At 68.5% G+C, this 502-nt stretch carries 1 protein-coding gene; it reads left to right on the forward strand.

Features of this window, described 5'->3' with window-relative positions; genetic code table 11:
- The coding region (locus tag IB256_RS30475) for a methyl-accepting chemotaxis protein (protein WP_225602045.1) at positions 1-502 on the forward strand (502 nt) is incomplete at both ends.

Below are 502 nucleotides of genomic sequence, written 5' to 3' on the forward strand. Positions count from 1 at the left end.
CAGGAAATGAGCGCCACCGCCCATGACGTCGCCAACAGCGCCGCCATGGCCGCCGATGCCGCCCGTGGCGCCGACGGCGCGACCCGCGATGGCCTCAGCGTGATCGACAACACCACCCGCCTGATCGACGAACTGGCCAGCGACATGAGCAGCGCCATGAGCCAGGTGGAAGGGCTGGCAGCGAGCAGCGAGCAGATCGGCTCGGTGCTGGAAGTGATCCGCGGCATCGCCGAGCAAACCAACCTGCTGGCGCTCAATGCCGCCATCGAAGCGGCCCGCGCCGGTGAGGCCGGGCGCGGCTTCGCGGTGGTCGCCGACGAGGTACGCAACCTCGCCAAGCGCACCCAGGATTCGGTAGAGGAAATCCGCCAGGTCATCGAAGGCCTGCAGAACGGCACCCGCGAGGTGGTCGGCGCGATGAACAATAGCCACCGCCAGGCGCAGGACAGCGTGAACCAGGTCGAACAGGCTGTGGCCGCGCTGAAGCGCATTGGCGACGCCG

Origin of the sequence: Pseudomonas sp. PDM17 (assembly GCF_014851985.1) — a bacterium.
GTDB lineage: Bacteria > Pseudomonadota > Gammaproteobacteria > Pseudomonadales > Pseudomonadaceae > Pseudomonas.